The sequence below is a fragment of the Maribellus comscasis genome (assembly GCF_009762775.1).
In the GTDB taxonomy this organism is placed as follows: domain Bacteria; phylum Bacteroidota; class Bacteroidia; order Bacteroidales; family Prolixibacteraceae; genus Draconibacterium; species Draconibacterium comscasis.
The window spans coordinates 2,585,955-2,606,419 of record NZ_CP046401.1 but is presented as its reverse complement, the minus strand read 5'-3'; the positions used below and the strand labels follow the sequence as shown (position 1 = coordinate 2,606,419).

At 38.3% G+C, this 20,465-nt stretch carries 14 protein-coding genes; 4 read left to right on the top strand and 10 right to left on the bottom strand.

The features are described 5' to 3' along the window. The first annotated feature begins 26 nt into the window (after positions 1-26). Complete coding sequence (locus GM418_RS10345) at positions 27-2,402, top strand: GAF domain-containing protein (protein WP_158865766.1); 2,376 nt, start codon at positions 27-29, stop codon at positions 2,400-2,402. 2 nt (positions 2,403-2,404) lie between these two features. Here GM418_RS10345 and GM418_RS10340 read toward each other — a convergent pair whose 3' ends face one another. Continuing rightward, positions 2,405-3,241, bottom strand: coding sequence for a phosphatase PAP2 family protein (locus tag GM418_RS10340; RefSeq protein WP_158865764.1), 837 nt, complete (start codon positions 3,239-3,241; stop codon positions 2,405-2,407). Between the two features lie 99 nt (positions 3,242-3,340). Here GM418_RS10340 and GM418_RS10335 point away from each other — a divergent pair, with 99 nt between their 5' ends. Next, positions 3,341-4,180, top strand: coding sequence for a phosphatase PAP2 family protein (locus tag GM418_RS10335; RefSeq protein WP_158865762.1), 840 nt, complete (start codon positions 3,341-3,343; stop codon positions 4,178-4,180). Between the two features lie 16 nt (positions 4,181-4,196). Here the strand turns inward: GM418_RS10335 and GM418_RS10330 are convergent, their stop codons facing one another. Further along, the gene (locus GM418_RS10330) at positions 4,197-5,318 is read right to left on the bottom strand and encodes an adenylate/guanylate cyclase domain-containing protein (RefSeq protein ID WP_158865760.1); all 1,122 of its coding nucleotides are present in this window, start codon (positions 5,316-5,318) and stop codon (positions 4,197-4,199) included. 143 nt (positions 5,319-5,461) lie between these two features. On the opposite strand from GM418_RS10330, the gene GM418_RS10325 reads away from it, so the two are divergent. Both GM418_RS10325 and GM418_RS10320 read left to right on the top strand, forming a co-directional pair. Next, positions 5,462-6,088 (top strand): phosphoglycerate mutase family protein, encoded by a 627-nt coding sequence (locus GM418_RS10325; RefSeq protein ID WP_158865757.1) that lies wholly within the window; start codon positions 5,462-5,464, stop codon positions 6,086-6,088. 107 nt (positions 6,089-6,195) lie between these two features. Next, entirely contained in the window at positions 6,196-7,155 is a 960-nt protein-coding gene (locus tag GM418_RS10320) for a hypothetical protein (protein WP_158865755.1), read from the top strand. A gap of 2 nt (positions 7,156-7,157) precedes the next feature. Here GM418_RS10320 and GM418_RS10315 read toward each other — a convergent pair whose 3' ends face one another. The 8 genes from GM418_RS10315 to GM418_RS10280 all read right to left on the bottom strand — a co-directional run bounded on the left by GM418_RS10315 (position 7,158) and on the right by GM418_RS10280 (position 20,378). Next, the gene (locus GM418_RS10315) at positions 7,158-7,817 is read right to left on the bottom strand and encodes a GDSL-type esterase/lipase family protein (RefSeq protein ID WP_158865753.1); all 660 of its coding nucleotides are present in this window, start codon (positions 7,815-7,817) and stop codon (positions 7,158-7,160) included. Beyond that, entirely contained in the window at positions 7,810-9,057 is a 1,248-nt protein-coding gene (locus tag GM418_RS10310; RefSeq protein WP_217447756.1) for a glycoside hydrolase family 172 protein, read from the bottom strand. The genes GM418_RS10315 and GM418_RS10310 overlap by 8 nt, the downstream gene beginning before the upstream one ends. Before the next feature lie 41 nt (positions 9,058-9,098). Beyond that, positions 9,099-9,944 carry a polysaccharide deacetylase family protein gene (locus GM418_RS10305; protein WP_158865752.1) on the bottom strand — a complete coding sequence of 282 codons (846 nt, stop codon included), beginning with the start codon at positions 9,942-9,944 and terminating at the stop codon, positions 9,099-9,101. Between the two features lie 23 nt (positions 9,945-9,967). After that, a complete protein-coding gene (locus GM418_RS10300) occupies positions 9,968-11,479 on the bottom strand; it encodes a hypothetical protein (RefSeq protein WP_158865750.1) in 1,512 nt (503 codons plus the stop codon). A gap of 108 nt (positions 11,480-11,587) precedes the next feature. Then, positions 11,588-13,933 (bottom strand): alpha-L-rhamnosidase-related protein, encoded by a 2,346-nt coding sequence (locus tag GM418_RS10295; RefSeq protein WP_158865748.1) that lies wholly within the window; start codon positions 13,931-13,933, stop codon positions 11,588-11,590. Positions 13,934-14,210: 277 nt separating this feature from the next. Next, on the bottom strand, positions 14,211-15,761 hold the full coding sequence (locus GM418_RS10290; protein WP_158865746.1) for a RagB/SusD family nutrient uptake outer membrane protein: 1,551 nt from the start codon (positions 15,759-15,761) through the stop codon (positions 14,211-14,213). A gap of 20 nt (positions 15,762-15,781) precedes the next feature. Beyond that, positions 15,782-19,273 (bottom strand): TonB-dependent receptor, encoded by a 3,492-nt coding sequence (locus tag GM418_RS10285; protein WP_158865744.1) that lies wholly within the window; start codon positions 19,271-19,273, stop codon positions 15,782-15,784. A gap of 145 nt (positions 19,274-19,418) precedes the next feature. Further along, on the bottom strand, positions 19,419-20,378 hold the full coding sequence (locus tag GM418_RS10280; protein WP_158865742.1) for a FecR family protein: 960 nt from the start codon (positions 20,376-20,378) through the stop codon (positions 19,419-19,421). Between the last annotated feature and the right edge of the window lie 87 nt (positions 20,379-20,465).

Sequence of the window (20,465 nt, the reverse complement as noted above, 5' to 3'; positions counted from 1 at the left end):
ATAAATATACATTACAGTAGAAGGGCATGAAAACACAGAAAAAGATAAATCGTAATGTAAATGACACCGTTATAAAAACCTCATTAAGCTTTGAGTTCCTTATTGAAGAGTTGGAGCAAATCGTATTAAATGGAAAACATCCGCTTTTTGAATCAGCCAGTAAGCTTTTGGCTGGTCTCGACAACATTCCTGAAATAAAAACTCAAATAAATGATCTTTCTCTGCTGGAGAAAAACAAAGATCTGGTGGAGCAAATGATGGCTTTTGTTATCAATCCGCTAACCAGCAATACAGCAATGGAAGGTGCAACTGTTCCTTTTCACAAAACTACCTTCTTTTCAACAGAACAATTAAGAGCCATTACGAATAAAGATGAATATAAACTTGAAATTGCAAAAAACCATGACTTAGAAGAAAAGCAGCTTATTAAAATTTACTTTGCATATTTGATAATTCTGGAACAGATTTACAATTATAAAACAGACTTTAATATTCCCCTGGATTTTAAATTGACCAACGAACAAAATCAAAGAGTTCAATATTTTAGAAAGAACTTTAATTATAAATATTTGCGTGTTGGTACGGTTGGGAAGTTGAAAAGACTTACTGATGAGCAATTAAAAAAACTTTTGGACAATATTGCTGATTTAAGCTACTGGAGGGAGACTCTTCCATTGGAAAGTTTTGAATTTAAAGGGTTTGTACATTTTTCATTTACAAAAAGCACTTACGATTTTGTTGTTTCTGAATTGAAATCCAATCTACTTGATAATAAAACTATTCTCACAAACGAAGGGTTTGAACTGATTCAGAATCACATTCGGGCTTTAATTGAAATGCCAAATTTAAAGATTGGATTGGCAGCTATCGATCAATTTGATTCCACAATAAATAAATCATTGATTTGGAAAACGTTAATCGATCGTTCGAAACTTTCCTGTCGCGAATATTCCGGTACATTTTACGAACAGGCGATGTTGGAGAAAAAGATTGTTATAACCAACGATTTTAATGAAGCAGAAAATGACAGAGTTGTTGCTGAATTTCTAAATCACGGAATTCGAAGTCATGTAATTGTTCCCCTGGTGTTAGACGGAGAAACAGTTGGCATGCTGGAATTTGCATCGGAAAACAAGGGAGAACTAGACATGGTAAAAGTAAGCCGGTTAAAGGAACTCTTTCCGGTATTTGCTGTGGCGCTTAAACGTTCAAAAAATGAATGTAAAGACAGAGAGAGTGCGATTATTCAACAACATTTTACCGCTATTCATCCCTCGGTGGAGTGGCGTTTCAGGGAGGCTGTTGTAACCCTGATGAATGAAAATTCAACCGAAAAATTATCGACCGGAATTGAGCCCGTGGTTTTTGACAACATCATTCCAATTTTTGGCGCCTCTGATATCCACAGTTCAACAACCGAAAGAAACAAAGCCATCCAGTCCGATTTTTTGGAACAACTCGAATATGCCCGGGAAATTATTGAATACGGCAAACTTGTAAATGAAATGCCATTTTTAGATGCCATCCATTTCGAGATAAGAAATTTCATCTCAACTGTAAAAAACGGATTAAAGGCAGGCGATGAGTTTGTTATTATCGAATTCCTGAAAAATGAAGTTGAACCGGCTTTTAAACTCCTGAAAGACAGATTTCAGGAAATGGAAAAACCTGTAAATGATTATCTTCAAAAGATTGATACCGAAAATGGTGTTCTTTATAAAAAAAGAAAAGAATTTGAAGACAGCTTAACCTCAATAAATAAAGTAATTGGAAAAATAATTGATGATGAACAAATTGACGCTCAGAAAATTTTTCCTCATTATTTTGAAAAATACAGTACCGACGGCGTAGAATACAATGCCTACATCGGACAGTCGTTGGTTAAGAAACTGAAATACAATGGTATTTATTTAAAAAATATTCGATTGTGGCAGCTGTTGTTAAAAGTTAGAATAGCACAGGAAATCAGAAAGCTGCAGTCGGAACTCCCGGTAAAGCTTGATATCACACAGCTTATTCTCGTTCATTCGCAACCATTAAGTATTGCGTTCAGGCAAGATGAGAAAAAGTTTGATGTTGCCGGCGCCTACAATATTCGTTACGAGATTACAAAAAAGCGAATCGACAAGGCACTGATAAAAGCTACAAAGGAAAGAATAACTGAAGTGGGAAAAATTGCGATAATATACTCACATGCCGATGAGATTACCGAGTACAAAAAATATATCGACTATTTGATTTCATTGGGATTGATTACCCAAAATGTAGAAAACTTTGAATTGGAAGATTTAACCGGAGCCTCTGGTTTAAGAGCGCTTCGAATTGAAGTAAATTTTGAAAATAACTCTCTGCTGGGAATCAAAAAGAGACCTGAAATATCAGTCGATAGAATTCAAATCTGATTCTAAAACACGTAGCTTAATCTCAACCCATTATAGTTCCCGGTAAACGGAATGAGCGATAATTTGGGATTTTTTCTTTGAATACGATGTAATTCCGGAATTAAAATACCGGCTGATGCGCCAACAACAAAGCCCGTTAATATGTCGGTAGGAAAATGTTTCATTGCTTTAAAACGGTAATAACCAACCAGGGCCGGTGGAATAACAGCAGCTGCAAATAGCAGGTATTTTTTATTTCCAATTTCCGGATGATAGTCGGAATACACTTTTGCCATAAAAAAAGAAGCCGTTGCTGCAGTAGAAACATGTCCGCTAAAGAATGAATTTCGGGTTTCGCTGGCCAGTTTATCTTCTACCGGTACATCCGGGTTATAATTAAATGGTCGTGTCCGAAGAACAGAGCTTGCAGTTAAAAGATAAAAATCGGTGTTTATAGCGTGAGATTCGCCATATAAAATTAACAGATCCAGCCAGTCATTTCTGATTTTTTGATCCAATGCAAGTAAACCAGGCAAAATAACTGAACTGTTTAGGAAAAAGTCAGAAATATCATGAGCCCGGTGGCGAAAAGATACACTTTGCCTGGTTGCCGGCCGGTCAAACCACCAGATATCATCCGCACTTAACTGAATAACTTCACTATATTCCAGCCTGGGTTTGTTTCTTAAATATTCAAATCCTAAAAAAGATGCGCCAAACAAACCTATCGTTACCGGAGCTTCAATTTTTCTGTTTATTTTATAAACAGTGGAATCTTTCCCGGATTGGCCAGCTGTATTTATACTTTTTAAAAAAAAGAAAGTAAAAAAAAGAATAATTAAAGTTTGACACCGTTTCATAATTTCACTTTAAGTAAAAATAAAAAAACAGAGATGAAATAGCACTAAGCGTGGAATATTCTTTTTTGTTTTGATCCAACTTCTTTAATTTAGCTTTGTATGAGTACAAAAAAAGCAAGTTTATTCATTTTTTTGTTGCTGTTTCTTACAGGATCTATGGTTTCCGGGCAAAGAGACAGTACGAAAACGCGTTATAATCCCTACAAAATGAATTATTACCTGGATGTCCCCATATCGGTAGGTGGATTACTTGCAAGCAAATACGGAACAGATTATCTCAGAGACAGAGAACCCAAAAACATTGAACGAATTGTTTCTTTTACACCCGATGATGTTTGGTGGTTTGACCGAAGTTCCGCCCGGATTGATCCGGAGAAAGGGGAAAAAGCACTTAACATCTCCGATTATTTTTTGCGGGCCGGGATGTGGTCGCCACTCCTGATGTATATTGACCCGAAAGTAAGAGATATTTGGTATGATTTTGCGCTTTTGCATGTTGAAACACAGGCCATAAATGCCACGGTCTATTTGGCGGCATCAATTCCGATTCCACGCCTGAGGCCTTTTATGTACAACCCTGATGTAAGCATGGAAAAAAAGTTGGGAGAAAATACCACCAATTCTTTTTTTAGCGGACACGCGTCGGTAGTTGCGGCCTCAACTTTTTTTATGGTGAAAGTATACTACGATTTGCACCCGGAAGCAAAACATAAAAAGCTGTTTTACGCTTTGGCTTGTGTCCCTCCTGCATTTACAGGGTATTTACGTTATAAAGGTGCAAAACACTTCCCGTCTGATATTATTACTGGTTTTGCCGTTGGAGCGGCTACCGGCATTCTTGTGCCGGAATTTCATAAGAAGAAATATCCCTTGAAGATATATCCGGTAAGCATTTATGATTCGGGAATCGGGGTTAGACTGCTGTATACGCTGAAGTGATAAATTTTTACATTTTTTACTGTTGTTCTCTGCACACCTCGTATATTTTTACAATTCTGTCTTTACCCAGAAATTTGACAATATCAACATAGTTTAGCCTGTATTCAGTTTTGGCACTTATCAGTTGTGATGCGAAGTCGCGTGTAACCAGGATATTCTTTCGGTATCTTTTACACTGTTTCTGAATTCGCGCTGCAGTATTTAAAACATCGCCATGAAATGCAATTTCCTTTTTTATTTCACCAACCTCGGTAGCCATCACTTTCCCTGTATTAATGGAGGCTGTAAACACAGGCATCAGGCCATACTTCTTTTCAAAATATTCTTTTTGTTTTTCCAGCTCTTCTTCAAAAAGATAAAAGAAATCGACTGCACGTTTACAACTTTCCGGCTTATTTGCGTTCCAGGTAACCACTACTTCGTCGCCAACAAACTGATAAACCCTTCCTCTGCTGACAATAATAGGATTGGTTAGAAAACGGAAGCAATCCTGTATAAAATAGCTGTAATTTTCGTGCCCGAGTATTTCTGCAAATTTTGTGGACGACTGCAAATCGAGAAATAGAAATATAAGATTTTCTTCTCTTGGTTTCTGATAATATCCCATCATTATTTTTGCAATGGGGCTGCCACTATTTTGATGAACTATCGTGTAAATCAACTGATAAACATAACTTGCTATCAGAATTACAATAAGAAAAAATAAAGTTGTTGAGTTAAACAAAAATTTATTCAACTTTGAAAGTGAATCCCAAAATACATAGTCTTTATCAACGTTATAATGCACAATCCCGAGCAAAACACCGATAAAAAAGAAAATTATAATATCAAAAAAGATAACAAATATGGTGAGTTTTCGTAATTGAAATTTATCGATGATTTTAGGATAAATAAAATAGAATGTGGTCCAGGTGAATAGGGCAAACAACGAAATAATTATTGAAGAAGCGGCTACTTCGTCAACAAAGAAGCTCATTCCTTTAGAGAAAACTTCTCTAAAATCATCGGTTGGAGTTCCCAGCATCCGCAACAAAATAGCAATACGAACGACTATATTCCAATAAACAAGTGAAAAAAGAAGGAATCCTAATTTGTATTTTAATTTTGGGCCAATATTTAATTTAGGTTTTAAACTCATTCTGCAAGGTTATAAGAGCCTGTTTATTTTTCAAAAATAATGGAAATCGTTTTCTTTTTTTCGTTAATAAGAAAATATTAATAAATGATAACAGTTTGAAAAATTGAATTTGTATTTTTCAGGTTCAGAAAACAGAATAAAAATTGAAAACAATTACAAAAACAGCTCTTCTCATTTACACTATCTGTTTGGTCAACTTTGCTTTTTGCCAGGAGGTAATTTTAATACGGCACGCAAAAGTAGATTTGGATACAAAAGGATGGATTGGGCATAAAAAAGCAGCGCAATTGAGTAAGGCTTACAACTCTGCTGCTATTGTCTCTTTTGATACAGATAGAATTTTGAATGAATTGCCTGATTTAAAAACAGATACTATCTATGTAAGCAATCTGATTCGCTCCATTTCCACCGGATGGATTCTTTTTGGAGATTCAGCTACTATTCTTTCTTCTCCTTTTCTGGATGAATTTGATTTACATATATTACGCCTGCCATTGATTCTTCCCTACAAGGCATGGACTGGTATTTCACGCGCTTTTTGGTTTTTAGGAACGAATAAAGAACACAATGAGTCGTACAGGGAAGCTGAAATGAGAGTGAAACAAATTGCCGATTTTATAGAACAAAGGTTAAACTACAACAGACAGGTAGTTATGATAACGCATGGTTTTTTAAACAGAAACATTGCAAAAGAACTTCAAAAAAGGAACTGGGAAAAACTACAAAATAACGGGAAAAAAAACCTTGGAGCAACGATTCTGAAAAAATAATATGATAAATCGTTCGTTTCTTACGAGTGAAAATAATATTAACATATTTATTCTTTTTGCTTTCCCTTGTTTGCTTTTCTCAGCAGCCTCAATCAAAATACGAATGGATGCCTTTGTTTGATAACAGGTTGCCTTCGAAAATATTTGAAATTAAAACAGATGTAAATTTTCAATATTCTATTGCCTCTTCTTCAAATATTGAAGAAACAGAAAATGGTTCAGCGGAGATATCGGGAAACAGGATTTCAAGTGTGAGTTTGAAATTTCCGCTACTAAACAAATCCGATTTAAAATTGACAGGAAGCCTTAAATATACTGATGAACAGTTTTACTTTGAGGACCAGAATCCTCTTTCATACCCTCTGTATGTGAGTTTGAACGACAGAAATCTGAAAACGCTGGGCGGAGGAGTTTACGGTTTTTTTCATCTTTCAAGAAATCGTTCTTTTATAATACGTTCAAACTTATTTTTGGCTGGCGATTTTTATAGAAGTGATAAGGGTTTCTCTTTTAAAAATCTGGCAAAGTTTTCGTTAGCCGCCGGTTACGGGCTTAAAAAAGACAGCCATACCTATCATGGTTTTGGAGTATATTATGGTTATTCCCTGGGCAGGCCAACTATGCTGCCAATTTATTTATTCAAAAAGAATTTCAGAAATAGTATGGCGTTGGAAATGATGTTGCCCCAGAGTATAAAAGTTTGGAATAAATTTTCAGAAAAATCATTTGTTTACGCCCAAACAAAAATATCGGGGAACAGTTACACCATTCGTTTAAATAATTCGGCTTTAGAGAACTTTAACAGTTTGCAATTGCGCCAATCCTATCTGAACTTTTCTTTAGGAATAACTCACAAATTAGGAAAATGGATTTGGTTTGAAGGCGAATTTGGCTATTCGCACAATTTGAATTTTAATGTTTCTGAAAGCAATTTTATCCCAAATCAGAAATTCCCAAAACCCGATAAAAAATACCTCATCGAGTCAGAACTTGCAGGTTCACCTTTTATTTCCGTCTCGTTATTTTTGTCGCCGCCGCAGGGATTTTTAGAGAAATACTTAAAATGAATTTATTCCAAATATGGAGAAATAACCTTCCCCCAAATGTCGTAACCTTTTTTATTCATGTGTAAGCCGTCTTCAATAAAGATATCCTGAAATACATCTCCGTTTTCATCCATCGCCGGATACCATACATCCGCAAAATCAAGGTTCTTTTTCCTGTCGCAAAATTTCTTTAATCGCGTATTCAGTTTCATGTATTCCTTTTTCAAATTCTCCCTTGCAATACTTGGCTTGGGTGAAATAAAAATGATTTTTGTATCGGGTAAATCCACACGTATTTTATTATACAATTCTTTGGCTTGCCGTTTTACCAGACCCGGTTTTTTGTTTCCGGCAATGTCATTATCTCCTTCGTAGATAAAAAGAATTTCCGGTTTTTGTTTTAAAATAAGCTTGTCGTAATAGAAAATAAGGTCGCTAAAATGTGAACCACCAAAACCATTGTTAATTACATTGTAATTGGGGAAGTATTCCTGAACATCTTTCCACATTCTGATACTTGAACTTCCGGCAAAAACCACCAATTTTTTGTGAGGGCTAAAATTGTATTCTTTATTAAAAAGTTCATCAACCTGGGTTTTAAAACGATTGGGATCCTGAGCATTAGAGACGACTACTCCCAAAAAAAGAAAAAACAGGATAAAGCAAAATTTACGATTATTCATTCTCTGTTAATTTATATGTTCGTATGTTAATAGTTTGTAAGTCAGGTAACTGATTGGCTGGTTTGTCGAGATAAAAATAGGCCGTTGACGACCAGTCATCGGAACGGTAAAAATTGGTCCAGCCATCGATAAGATTGTTGTTTTTTAAATTCACCGGTTGTTCCATGTCCATTAGCGGAACAAAGTTAGTTGCATTTTGAATGGTGACCGGAATCAGAGGAGCCCCGGCATCCAGCATTTCAATAACTTTTGCTTTCTGGTTGCCGCCCATGGCATGAATTGTAACACGAATATCATTTTTAAAAAAAACAGGGTCGGGAATGTGATAGCGGTAAAAAGTCCAGAAATCATTCTCTGTGTCAGCAACCAGGCAGCCGGTGTAACGGTTTATAAATTTCCCCTGTCCCCAGGCTGTGCCAATATAGTCTTCAGTTCCCGTTCCAACCAGAGTTGCAAGTTCTCCGTCGCCATCCAGATACATCTTAACTTCACCTTCTCCCCACCATGATTTTTGGTAGGCAGGGTTGGCCATTACACCAAAGTTTACACCCAAAAATCTGCCTTTCCCGGAAATTTGCGGGAGGATTTCATAATCTACTCCGGGGGTGGTTGCCGTGTCGCGGTTCCAGAAACAATGAAAGTAAAGATTTTCAGGATTCCAGCTTTTTGTTTTTACCAAATCGATATCATAAAAGAGCATGTTTAAATCTGTGTTTCCTTCGTTGGTAACTACTATTTTTGCGCCGGTTTTAAAAGGCATGGGAATAAAACAGTTAAACGATCTCCCTTCAGGATTGGCAAACAGTTCGTTTTGATGGGCGACCATTCTTCCCAGTCCGTTTCCAAAAAAGTCGCCAAAAGGAGCAGAAACAGCCGGCTTTTTGTTACCATCCCAAAACATCTCCAATTTTATGGAACGCAACATTTCCGGCGAGCGATCCTGGATGGTAAACCACATCCGGGTAATAATTCCCGAACCTTCGATATCCATCAATATTTTTGATTCACCAGCTAAAAGTTTATCGTAGGGATGACCTTTGGCGCCTTTGTTTTCCTTTCCTCCAGCCCCTTTTTCAGTGGTCGGATTTTCAAAACTGTTCCACCGTGGCTCCAAATCCTGGTAACGAAAAAGCGGAGACAAAAGCATTTCATCTGCACTTTCCGGTTTTTCGGTTGTGCAGGAAGAAACGATTATTAAAATAAAAACAGAACAAAACAGATGCAACAGGGAAGATTTCATAGTAGTTGGTTTAGAATTTTACATATCTGTTTCTAAAAATACTAATTTTTCAGATCCTTGTAACTTATCAGTTTGATATTCTTTTTCTGAATGGTTTCTTTTACTTTGTCGCTGGTTAGAACTCGCGTTACCCATTCGCGGTCGGTAGCAACATCCTCATAGCCTTTGTGGCCAACGGTTTCCATTTCTCCGTCTTCGTATCCCGGGTGTTCAACATATAGATATCTTCCGGGCGTAAGTTTTTCAAGATTTTCACAGAATTTGTCGATTCGTTCGTTGTATGCATCATTACGGCTCCAACCCGAAAAACGTTTAAGGCCCTCCGTATTGATATCAAGTTGATATTCTTTTGCCAGATTATTAACCAATGCAGCAATTTGAGGATTTAAGCCATTAAATCCCATGTGTGTGCTTATATGCGAAATATGCGGAACATGTTTTAACGAAATTTCAATCTGAGCGCGTAATTCCTGCTCTATTTCATCCAACTTCCACTCCGATTCCTGAATAGATGAGCCAGCCGGGAAATTGTTATTCTTCCATACCTGAGGAAAAAAATAGCCGTCTTTATCAACCAGGCTGGGACAGGGGGTGAGGGGTCGCCACTTGGTATTGCTCCACTCGCTGGTTAATGTTAAATGGATTCCAACATCAAATCCCGGATTTTCATTTAACATTTTTGTGGCTTCCAAAAACCAGGCACAGGGTGCCATCAATTCCACCGACTGTGCAATTCCGTTTTGATAGGTTTCAATGCAGGCCAGATTTGCTGCATGAAAAGAGCCAATATCATCGGTGCGGATGAGCAGATAAATCTGGTTGTCATTTTGTGCAATTGTTCCCATGGATAAAAAAAGGATTAAGAAGCTAAGTATTCGAGTTTTCATAATATGTTGTTTTTCAAATTGTTTTATCCGTACCATTTTCTTGTACGGCCTTGCAGGCTGTTCAGAATTTGGTTGGTTGTATTTACATTGTTTACTATCTGGAAATCGAGCATTCCCACACATATAAAATCTGCTCCGTTTTTAAATGCCCAGTTAAAACCATCTTCGGGAGTGATTGCTCCTGCTGCCAGCACCTTAAAACCCATTACCGGGACTTTTGCCCGCTGAACAAATTCGATTGTCTTATCGGGGAAAAGACAAAAAATATTGTTGTGAAACCTGTTGTGATCCAAATAGTTTTTACCATCTACCTCAAAAGGAACCCGGTTTTCAATGGGGTGGGCCGACCAGTATTTATCGTGGTGCATGGTTTTCATATAATAATCCGGTATAATTCCCTGTTCTTCGCAGGCAATCAGCGAATCAACCGTGTGCGAGGCCAATCCTGCTGTATAGCCCTGACTCCGGATACGATCCATCATTTTTTCGATTACATCAATCCGGTTGTCGCGCACCAGCCAGTCACACCAGTTGCCCTGAACCTGAACAATATCAACACCATAATCAATGGCTTTGTCGATGTTAACAAAGTAGTCGTTGTTTTCCATATCGGGCGCCACCTGCGAAATCACTTTAATTTTGCTTCCGGTAATTTTTTTGTATTTCTGCATCAGTTCATTTGTGGGAAAACCAATGTTGATGGTATTTACTCCGGCTTTTTCTGCCAGCATCAGCGTTTCAAAAATTTTGGCTTCGGTGTTGTACGCCCGAAAAAGTGAGGAAACATAGATCAGGTCGCGGGCATGGGCCCAGCCGCCAATCAGATTTCCTCCGATTATTAAACGGCTGATTTCGTGGTCGCCAATTTTTCCTTTCGGAAGTTCGCCCTTTAACTCACTAATGTCTGCACCTCCTACCTGAATGGTAGCACCCGAAAGCGTATCTACACCATATTTTTCATGTTCTTTGAATGCACCAAAACCAATAACTCCCAAAGCGGGAAGAGTAGCCAGATTTTTAATGGCTTCCCGTCTTGAATTTTGAGCAGATTCGGACTCAGGGACTGTTTCAGACTTTTTATTTCCCTTTTGAAAAAATTTCAGGGCGTAAATTCCATACCCTTTTTCTTTAACTACCAGAAGAACAACAAGAGCCAGTGCCTCAATAAGATTTTTATTTACAATAAACAAGTTGCCTTCTGCGGAACCAAAGATAGAGCCACCAAAGGGAGGATATGCAAAATAGTAAAGCAATAATAAAATGATTCCCGAAATGGAAGAAATACGTATTGTCAGGCCCAGGAACAATCCAAGTCCGATAAGAATCAAACCTGCAATGTTTACAGGGTCTACAATATTCATTAAACTTTCAGAACCGCCCAGCCAGTTATAAAAGCCGGAAAATGGTCCCGTTGAATTGGTCAGATAACTCGCTGCCGACCAGTTTCCCATCCACAACTTTGCCAGGCCTTCATATAAAAAATGCCAGCCGATAGCTATTCTGAAAAAGGTAATGACGATTTTCTTCCGGTTCATTTTAGATAGGTTTAGAATTGAATGTTTAAAGAAAATATATCTTACTCATTTTAAGAAATATATCGAAGCTGAAATTTGGATTTAAAAGCAATTTAGATCACTTCTTTTTTACAAATTGAAATTATTTTTCCCTTCATTTAAAATTTTTGTTTTTCCATTAAATTCAAAAGTACCTTTCATTCCCGGAGGTAAGGTAATTTTTGTTTTTAGTCCTTTCCGGTTTTTTTCATATTCTACTTCGATTCGGCCCTTTGGATGAGGCATGTCGGCTTTCAGAAAAGTCAGATTTCCCAGATGCGGTGTAATTTTAACAGTTTTGAAACCAAGGTCTGCTGGTTTTATTCCACCAACCGAACTTAGTAAGAAATAAGCCGGATGAGCACTCCACGCATGACAATCGGAACGGTCGTGCGAAGCAAAACCCGTTTCGCCACAAGTGGTGTGGCCGCGTTTAAGGAAGTTGTACCAGAAATCCAAATGACTCAAAAATAAATTTTCCTGCCCGGTTTTCTGCATGGCTTTAAACAGGAAAAACGAAAAATAGGAACTGGCCATTTCATCAAATTTATCAAAACTCAAAATTCGGTTTAGCAAATCCTTTTGTTGGGAAGGCGGAACCACATCGCAAAGGATCGCAAAAATATTAGTATGCTGCGAATAAATTTCTTTGTCGGCATAATCGCGGAATAACTGTTTTTCATTGTCCCGGCAACTGGTGTAAACTGCCACTTTTATTTTATTGGAAACCTTCTGCCAGTGATTTGCTTTTTCTTTTAACCCCAATTCACGGAATAGTTCTGCAGCACAATCGAGTGTGTGGGCATAATAAAGAGTAAGCAATGCCGACTGCTGAATTTCCTTCTTTTCATTTGAACGGGGAATGCTTCCTTGGGTAATGCTCCAGTCGATAAAACTCTGGTTGGAAACCGTTCCAATCATCCCGGTTCGTTCATCAAGATGTTGCTGATAGAATTCAAGCACACCTTCAATTTTATTTTGAAATTGTTTTACAAATGCCGAGTCGCCCCGCATAAAATAGTAATCACGCAACGTTTGAATCCAAGCCATTGACCAGCCACCCATATCAAAATCGAATTGGGAAGGATATGCCGATTTAAACAGGCCTGTTTCTTTATTTTCCGATTGCGGATATAAACGGAGTACTTCGCGCAGTAAACGGTCGTCGGTTGAATTGTATGTTGAAATGGCCGAAATTGGCCGGTTATCGCCGCCGTAACTTAATTGTTCATAAAATGGTGTGTCGTAATATGTTTCGCCGGAACACATGCGTAATGTTCGTTTGCTGATTTCAAAAATTTCATTTAAACTGTCGCTGTTGCTTTCAAAAGTTGCCATTTCGGGGTAGGGATAACCGGAATATTCATTTTGAAACGAAACAATTTCCAGTGCTTTGCTTTTGGTTTCGACATTAAATTGAACATAGCGAAAAGCACGTTTCCACAGCGGACGAAAAATTCGGAAGCCACCGTCGGTGTGAAAAATATCCCAAACACCAAACATAGAAAGCCCGTTCACCGAGTCGCGGTGGGCCTTGATATTTACTTTTTCATACAATGCTTCGGCATATTTTATTTGAATGGAACTACCTTTTCCATTGTTTACAGTTAATTCAGGATAACCCATGGTAAAGGTTTCAAAATCAACTAAAAAAGAAGCTTTTGTATTAGCAGGAATAATGAGTTTGGATTGCCCGTTCCATTTTCCTGTTTGAATATCAGTTCCTTCGATTTTGCGAATACAGGCTGGATATTCAATGTGATTATCCATAAAAGCAATGTTCCTCGGAACCAGGTTCCAGGGAGCCTGTTTCTCAAATACCAGCGGTTCAGTATCTAACCAGTTTCTGTCGTCAAAATCAGCCGTTTCCCAACCCCAGGGATATTTTTCCGCAAAAACCTCATCGCCGCCACCACAGGCATAAAAACCATAAAACCAGCGATTTTTAAAAATCATTTCATTGTAGGAAATTACCTTGTAAGCCGGATTTTTATATACTTTCCATGCATTGCCGGTATTTAATTCATTAAAATCTTCATTTTCAGTACGCAACATAAAAGCTGTTTGCGCCGAAATAAAAGCCAGTGGTTTATCTGCTCCTCCATTATAAACCAATGCAGCCAACTGATTCTTTCCGGCAGTTAGAAACGGTGCAATGTCAATTACATCGTATTTATAAGTTTGTAAGTCTCCCTTGGCCGGCCCGTAACAAACACGCTGTCCGTTTGCAAATAAATTGTAACGATTATCTGCTGAAACATGAATAATCAGCTGCTCCGGTACTTTATTCAAATTAAAGGCTTTGCGGAAGTGGTAAACTCCGTAACCGGTATTGTTGGCTGAAGGATAAGAAACCCAGGGCGCGTTTTGACCCATAGAATTGAGTGCCCACAGCAAGATCAGGAAAAATGAAACAGGCTTTAGTAATTGGTTCATAATATTATCGTTGGTGAGTTTTGTCGCTTTTGCTTTTGAAAATTAATGACTTGAAATATAGTAAAAAAAGAGGTTGTCCAAAAAGTCATTTCATAATGGGATTAACTCACAATTCGTAAGTAACCGCTTTGTTTCTTACCCCTAAATCCCCTGTAGGGGACTTTAAGCCTCCCTTTTTAGGGGAGGTTTGGAGGGGTAAAACGAAAGCCGGTTATAAAATGAAAGTTTCATTTCAATTTATTTTACTTTTTGGACAACCTCGAAAAGCTAAACTATACTAATAGCCAGTATTTTGGTTCATATTCGGATTTTCTACTACTTCTTTTTCCGGCAAGGGAAAATTGATGTTGTCGTCCTGAAAACTAAAATCGGGCAATAGTGATTGGAAATCCAGTGATTTTAAATCAATTTCACCTGCCATGTGGCGACGTCTTAAATCCCACCAACGATGTCCTTCTTCAAAAGCCAGTTCGAGTCTGCGTTCCTCAAAAACCCATTCCAAAACAACATCTGCATCGCTTTCAGAAATATCTTTATCTTCCGGAATGGCAGACGGAGTTCCATCCTCTGTGGAGTTTCTCGCCCTTTCCCTTATTTCGTTAATGATTGAGATCGCTTCACTCAAATTTCCTCCGGAACGAACAATCGCTTCTGCTTTTAGAAGAAGGATATCGGCATAACGTAAAATTCTCGGGTTGTTTACACTAATTTCATTTCCTGCACCTCCCCAACCTTCTGCATAGGCGGTATTTTTGATGTATTTTTTTACATTTAGTGATTCATCGGGATCAGCACTCAAATTATAATCTTTTCTGGGATCGCCTGTTTCATATGCGTTTTTTACAGAACTTGTTGCAGTATAATATGAATTGCCAATCCATGATGGTTTTTGTGTGAAAAAACCGTAGTAAGCAGCAATTTCACCAATAACGGCAAATGCGTCGTTTCCACCGGCACCTCCAACAAATGGGTTCACATTTCCGGGTGAGGAATTTGCCTGATATTCAAAAAGTGACTCCTCATTGTTTTCATAAGATACATCAAAATTCTGACTGTATAAAGGAGTGAGACTCATCCCGCTTAGCATATTAAAATCTGATATTGCAGCCGTAAAATCTTCATTGGTATTGTTTACCGACCCCCGAAATACCAAACATTTTCCCCGAAGACCAAGCGCGGAGTTTTGGGTTACACGGCCCTTCATTTCAGCAGACCAGCTATCAGGTAGTAATTGTGCGGCTTCCTGCAAATCAATGATGGCCTGATCCAACAACTCTGTCCCCTGAGAATTTGGAGGATAAGCGTTCTCGATATTTACAATACGTTCGGTGATCAAAGGTGCAGTTCCAAATACATTCCAGAGCTGTAAGTACATGTAAGCTCTTAGAAATAAAGCTTCACCTTTGTGATAATCCTTTAATTCCGGCTGGTTTGAATAAGCAAAATCACCGTTTTCCTCAATTTTCTGAAGCATTGTATTTGCCCTCGCAATCAGTTGATATGCAAAATCGTAAAAAAGACTTAGCTGACCATTGCTTCCGTTTAACCCTGAAAAATTTTCCAGTGCGTAGTTTGCGCTAGTAGTTAAATCATCGCCGGGTAAATGCCATACCGGAGCAACATTGTTGTTTTGCCCTCCCCGAAAAGCGTAGAAAAACGATAATTTCTGATATACTCCCATAATGGCCTCTTCCATTTGGGTTTCGTTCTGAAAATAAGAACCTTCTGTGTTTCCAATAGGGACCAGGTCGATTGTTGATTCGTCGCAGGAAATCATTGAGATTATTAAAATCAACAGTAAACTAAATGATACTTTTATATTTTTCATTTTGGTATTCATATTTGTTGTTAGAAACTTAAATTAACACCCAGCGAGAAGGTAGTTGGTGTGGAAATATCTTCCGGATCGAGGTCGGAATACGGTGATATGACAAAAATATTTGATCCGGAAACATAGCAACGCAAGTTGTTTAATCCGATTTTTTCAATTACGTTTCCTGAAAAGTTATAGCCAATCTGGAAATTTTGAAAACGCAGGAATCCGGCGTCTTCTACGTGGCGATCAGAAATCCGGTTGTTGCCTGCAGGGTCGCTTTGTACTGCTCTTGGAATTGAACTGCCCGGATTTGTTTCTGTCCAGCGGTTTTTATAGTCCGAAACAAAATTGCTGCCAAAGCCGCTTATACTCTGTTTCCCAAGTGTATTTATTTTCTGAACATCGCCAACACCGCGAAAGTCGAGGTTGAGATCCCAATTCTTATAGTCGAAATTTAAGCTGATACCATAGTAGTATCCCGGAATGGTTTTTCCCAAGTAGGTTTGGTCGTAGGCATCAATTTTTCCATCGGGTTCTTTGTGTACATAACTTCCTTCCGGATCAGCATCAGTCGGAGCGCCGTGGATGTCTTTAAAAATGATATCACCCGGAGATTTTTGCGCATCGTGACCGGCATCGGAAATTTGAGACTGGTATTCTTCAACTTCCTGTGTGGTTTGAAAAATACCGTCGGTTTTGTAGCCATAAATATAATTGATTGAATATCCTTCTTCAATCCTGCTATTTCCGTCTGTACTTGGCTGGCCGTTATATAACTTTTTAACAACATTTTTTACTGTTGTAAGGTTGGCTGAAACATTGTACCCAACTTCACCAATTTTGTTGGAGTAGGTTGCCTGGAATTCAAAACCTTTATTTTCCACTTTTGCCAGGTTAACCACCGGACTATTTAAAGCCCCGATAACTTTTGGGATGCTAATTGTTTGTAAAATGCCATCTGTCAGTCGGTTGTAATATTCTGCCGTAAAAGAAAGCTTGTTATCCAGTAAAATTGCATCAAACCCAAAATTGGATGTGGTAACTGTTTCCCAACTCATATCTTCAATGGGGAAATCGCCAAGTGCAGAAGCCGGATAAATAATACCTTCACCGTCTTCATCTCCGCTTCCAAAACCTGCTTTCGGGTTCATATTAACCAGCGAAAGAAAGGCATAATCACGTGTTTCCTGGTTCCCGGTTTGTCCCCATCCGGCGCGGATCTTAAGGTCGTCGAGCCATTCAAATCCCTCCATAAATTTTTCGGAAGAAATTCGCCAGGCCGCTGCAAAAGACGGAAAAGTTCCCCATTTGTAGCCAGGGCCAAACTTTGAGGTTCCGTCGCGTCTTACAGTAGCGTCAACATAATATTTGCTGTCGAAATTATAACTCAACCTTCCCATATAACCTTGTAACCCCGACAAGTTTCTTTCATAAAAGAGTCCTTTGTTTTCGTTTGGCCAGCCTTCTTCAATGCGGCGTTGTTCCCAGTCGGTAATTGGAGACTCGCCGTCGATTGACATTTGTGTATTGTTCCATTTTACCTGCTGATCCATAGCGTTAAGGATGAGGTCAAAATTGTGTTTTCCAAAGCTGTTATTGTATCCAATTAAAAGCTCCTTAACAATATTGATATTCTCATTTACTCTTTTCCCAAAAGTATTTCCTGTGCTTTCAGGATAAACAGCACCCCGTGCAACCTCATATAAACCGCGTTCCATTTCCGAATAGCTTTCTCTGGTATTGGTATAATAGTCGAAGCTTACTGTTCCTTTTATACGCAAACCGGGAAGAGGAGAAAGTTCTGCATAAACAGTTCCAAGGTTTCTTAACAAATCTCGTTTGCTTTTATTAAACTCTGCTGTTCCTAAAAAATTTGTCCGGGTGGCTGCACCGTATCCGTATGAATAGAATGTACCATTTATATCTCTTCCCGGAGCCGCATATCCGTATGGATTGCTTTCATCGTAAACCGGTTGCCACGGAACGCCAAACATGGCTGATGATAAATTGCTACCGGATTTAGAATCGGTTTTTGTATAGATAAAACGGTACGATTCGCCAATTTTTAACCATTTTGTAAGTTGATGGTCAGAATTAAAAAATAATGAATAACGGTCGAATACATTATAAAACATCGCATTCTCCTGGTTTGAATATCCCGCTCCTGCCGCATAAGTTGACGTTTGGTTTCCTCCGGAGACTGAAATATTGTAATCCTGAATCGGAGCGTTTTCAACCAGAGCTGCATCTACCCAGTCGTTGGTGTAATTTTTACTGTTACCCATATAATATTCAGACGAAGAATCGAACAGCGGGAAATATTGGTCGGTTGTGTATGCCGGATTGTTGTCCTTTGCCTCCATGCTCCAGTTGATGTAATCCTGAATACTTGCCATGTCGTATCTTTTATAAATATTTTGAATACCATACTTGGCTGAGACTTCAACCCGTGCTTTTCCTTCTTTTCCCCGTTTTGTTGTGATCAGAATTACACCATTTGATGCCCGCACACCATAAATGGCAGTTGCTGATGCATCTTTTAAAACAGAAATTGACTCAATGTCATTTGGGTTGATCATTGAAAAAACGTTAACCGAACCTCGTAAATCCTGGTCGCGGCTGTCTGATGAAGCAGCGCCACCTTCTGTTAATGGAATTCCATCGATTACGTATAAAGGGTCGTTGTATCCAAGAGTGCTTACCCCCCGAATTCGGATGGTTGGTCTGGCTGTTGGGTCACTACCGGGATTACTGATGTATACTCCTGCCATTTTTCCCTGCATAGCCAGTTCGGGAGACAATGAGTTTTGTTTTGTAATTTCCGATGAGTTGATTTGAGAAACTGCTCCGGTTAGATCCTTTTTCTGGCGGGTTCCGTAGCCAATTACCACAACTTCTTCAACACCAATCGCATCTTCCTCAAGCGTTACGTTTAAAGTAGTTCGGTTATTTACCTGAATTTCCTGGGTTTTCATTCCCACAAAAGAAAACAATAGAATATCGGTTCCTGCTACCTGAAGTGAGTAAAATCCATCAACATTTGTGACGGTGCCGTTTGTGGTACCCTTAACTACTACTGAAACTCCCGGAAGCGGCTCTCCTTCGTTGCCTGTGACAGTTCCCGAAATTTGAAGTTGTTGGGAATTTGATATGAAATTCGCATTATCGCCTTTAACATACAAAGCAATTTGTCTTCCGATAACCTGGTATTCGATGTTGGTTCCTTCAAGTATTTTGTTGAGAATTTCAAATACAGTCTGGTTTTTTACATCGAGAGAGACTCTTTTGTCAACATTCACTTTTTCGTTGTAAAAAAAACGGAATTCACTTTGATTTTCAACCTGTTCCAATACATCTTCAATTGCCTGGTTGTTTAATTGCAGCGTAAGCCGGGTAGATTGTGCATAAGTATCGACTGCCATTACCGAAACAATCGAAACCATAAACAATAACACAGTGATTTTCATTTTCATAAGAAATTGACGGTATGGTAAAATTCCATACCTGGTTTGAATTTTTTTCATAAATTTGTTTTTGAAGTTTTGACTAATTTTATTTCAGAATTGGTCTGTAAAAGGTGGAAATGGCGGTTTCCACCTTTTTTTGTTTAAGAAGAATTTTTATCCGACATTTTTACTTTCATGATGGTTCAATTTTGTTATTAATATTTTAGTTAGTGGCTGAGATACTTAAAATTCGGGTGTCACGATCAAATGAATACTGAATCGGCGTAGTAACTTTAATGAGTTCAAGTACTTCGCTAAAACTTTCGAGTTCTATTGTTCCATTGTATCTCAGCTTTTTAATCTCTTCACCTTTGAGTTCGATATCTACATTGTACCATCTTTCCAGACGGGTTGCGATGTTTTCAAGAGGTTCGTCTCTGAAAATTAATTTTCCATCTTTCCATGACGTGTAAATCTCTGTTTCAACTTTGTGGGTAAGCATTTTGTTTTGATGAAATGTTACCTGGCTTCCCGGTTTTAAGGTAAGCTGATTATCTTTATTTCTGTATCGTATCGAGCCATTTACAAGTGTTGTGGCAAATGGTTCTCCATCGTATGCTTTTACATCAAACTCGGTTCCCAGGACTTCAATCTCCCCAAAATTTCCGGAAACGATAAAAGGATGTGAATTGTGCGTTACCTTAAAATAGGCCTCGCCTTTTAGTGTAACCTCCCTTGTGTCGGAAAACCGGCTGGGATAGCTGATTGAAGAACCGGAGTTTAACCAAATTTCTGTTCCATCGGAAAGTGTAAAATGAGTTTTTCCTCCGTAAGGTGTACTTATATTTTGAGTAACAATATTGTTTTGTATTTGCTTTGGATAAAAAACGATACCGAGAATTAATCCCAGAATAAGAACAGCTGCCACTGCTGAAATTGTTTGATAAATTCGTACAGTTCGTTTTGGATTATTTTCTTTTAACGCAATTTTGTGGTGAATCAGGTTTAGTAAGTTTTGGTCTGGTGAAATCGTATTGGGTTTAGTAAGAGTATCTTTCCAGGTTTCATGCATCAATCCGTCAATAAAAACATCATTTTCTTTTTTACCGATAAAATTCTTTACCTCGTTGTATTCTTCCGAAGTACATGAATTGGAAATGTATTTTTTAAATTTTTGATGCATTAAATTATTTTTTACAAGTGTAATACGCAGAAATTTATTTCAACCCCTGCCCGGAAGGTAAAAAAAATTAAAAATCCGGAGGTTTTT

Bases quoted from the DNA above. Each gene is read 5' to 3' on its own strand.
- GM418_RS10345 (WP_158865766.1), top strand. From the start codon at position 27: ATGAAAACACAGAAAAAGATAAATCGTAATGTAAATGACACCGTTATA.
- GM418_RS10340 (WP_158865764.1), bottom strand. From the start codon at position 3,241: ATGAAACGGTGTCAAACTTTAATTATTCTTTTTTTTACTTTCTTTTTT.
- GM418_RS10335 (WP_158865762.1), top strand. From the start codon at position 3,341: ATGAGTACAAAAAAAGCAAGTTTATTCATTTTTTTGTTGCTGTTTCTT.
- GM418_RS10330 (WP_158865760.1), bottom strand. From the start codon at position 5,318: ATGAGTTTAAAACCTAAATTAAATATTGGCCCAAAATTAAAATACAAA.
- GM418_RS10320 (WP_158865755.1), top strand. From the start codon at position 6,196: ATGCCTTTGTTTGATAACAGGTTGCCTTCGAAAATATTTGAAATTAAA.
- GM418_RS10315 (WP_158865753.1), bottom strand. From the start codon at position 7,817: ATGAATAATCGTAAATTTTGCTTTATCCTGTTTTTTCTTTTTTTGGGA.
- GM418_RS10310 (WP_217447756.1), bottom strand. From the start codon at position 9,057: ATGAAATCTTCCCTGTTGCATCTGTTTTGTTCTGTTTTTATTTTAATA.
- GM418_RS10305 (WP_158865752.1), bottom strand. From the start codon at position 9,944: ATGAAAACTCGAATACTTAGCTTCTTAATCCTTTTTTTATCCATGGGA.
- GM418_RS10300 (WP_158865750.1), bottom strand. From the start codon at position 11,479: ATGAACCGGAAGAAAATCGTCATTACCTTTTTCAGAATAGCTATCGGC.
- GM418_RS10295 (WP_158865748.1), bottom strand. From the start codon at position 13,933: ATGAACCAATTACTAAAGCCTGTTTCATTTTTCCTGATCTTGCTGTGG.
- GM418_RS10290 (WP_158865746.1), bottom strand. From the start codon at position 15,761: ATGAAAAATATAAAAGTATCATTTAGTTTACTGTTGATTTTAATAATC.
- GM418_RS10285 (WP_158865744.1), bottom strand. From the start codon at position 19,273: ATGAAAAAAATTCAAACCAGGTATGGAATTTTACCATACCGTCAATTT.
- GM418_RS10280 (WP_158865742.1), bottom strand. From the start codon at position 20,378: ATGCATCAAAAATTTAAAAAATACATTTCCAATTCATGTACTTCGGAA.